This is a genomic window from Streptomyces calidiresistens (assembly GCF_014141525.1).
Classification (GTDB): domain Bacteria; phylum Actinomycetota; class Actinomycetes; order Streptomycetales; family Streptomycetaceae; genus Streptomyces; species Streptomyces calidiresistens.
In genome coordinates, this window is sequence record NZ_VKHS01001182.1 from 1 (window position 1) to 1,181 (window position 1,181).

At 76.3% G+C, this 1,181-nt stretch carries 1 protein-coding gene; it reads right to left on the reverse strand.

The genetic code is table 11. From position 1 onward, the window contains the following. Positions 1-28: 28 nt before the first annotated feature. On the reverse strand, positions 29-1,033 hold the full coding sequence (locus tag FOE67_RS26260; RefSeq protein WP_323385560.1) for a DUF3048 domain-containing protein: 1,005 nt from the start codon (positions 1,031-1,033) through the stop codon (positions 29-31). Positions 1,034-1,181 lie beyond the last annotated feature (148 nt).

Genomic DNA, 1,181 nt, shown 5'->3' on the forward strand with positions numbered 1-1,181 from the left:
GGGTGAACGGGCGGCGCGCGCCGCCCGTTCACCCCTCCCCGGCCGGCGCCAGCACCACCCAGACCGGGCCCGGCGCGAAGGTGATCCGGTTGCCCTCCCCGTCGGTGAAACGGGTGCCGCCGCCCGCCGAGGGCCGGCTCCACTCCCCGGTGTACGCCCGCCCGTCGCGCAGCACCACCACGGGACCGTCCCCCACGGTCTCGGTGTACGGCGTCACGTAGCCGCCGCGGTCCGCGTACTCCGAGGGGCGCACGGTGACGTACTGCACCACCGCGGTGGCCGCTCCCAACGTCCCGCCGGCTGTGCTGCCCGCCGGTTGGCCGTCGAAGGACACCTCCCACCGCTCCCGCGCCTCCGACCAGCGGAACCCCACCGCGGCGGACGGGAAGGACACCGTGTACTCGTCGGTCGGCTCCCCGCCCGGCGGCGGGTCACCGAAGCGGAACCCGATGTCCCGGGAGGCGGAGACGTCGTCCCCGGCGGCCTCCAGCACGGCCTCCGGATCCAGGTACAGGTTGTGCGGCGCGATCCGATCGACGTCCCGCTCGAACGCCTCGGGGGCGTCCTCCGGGGCCACCGCGTGCAGCGGCGCGCCGTAGATCTCCGGCAGCAGGGCCGATCGCGCGCCGGAGAACCCCAGCGCCGGGCGGTCGAACTGGGCCAGGAGCTCCAGGTCGGACTCCCGGACGCTGCGCACCGGCCCCACCCGGTCGGGCAGCGTGCCCGAGTACACCGCGACCAGCCGGGTCAGGCCCGCCTCGACCTCCTCCACGTACACGATGGCCGCGTCCTCCAGCCCCGTGTGCGGTCGGGCCGGGGCCACGTTGTCCACCTTGACGGCGAGCACGGGCCCGTCCGGGCCCTCGACCCCGGTGAAGGGGGAGGTGCCGTCGCCGCCGTTCGCCGGTTCGAGCCCGCAGGCAGGCAGCAGCGCGAGCGGCAGGCAGAGCGCCAGGGCCGCGAGTCGCCGGCCCGGACGCCGGGTCCGGGCGGGGCGGGACGTCCGGAGCCCGCCGCGTGATGATCCGGTCACGGGAAATCACCCCCACCCGGCAGTGCACCACGTCCGCGCCCCGGGGTCGAGCCCCGGGGCGCGGACGTGCGATGCCCGGAGCCGAACGGGGGGCCCGGGGGCCCGCCGGGGCGGTCCGGTGGTGACCCTGTCTCTTAGACACAAGTTA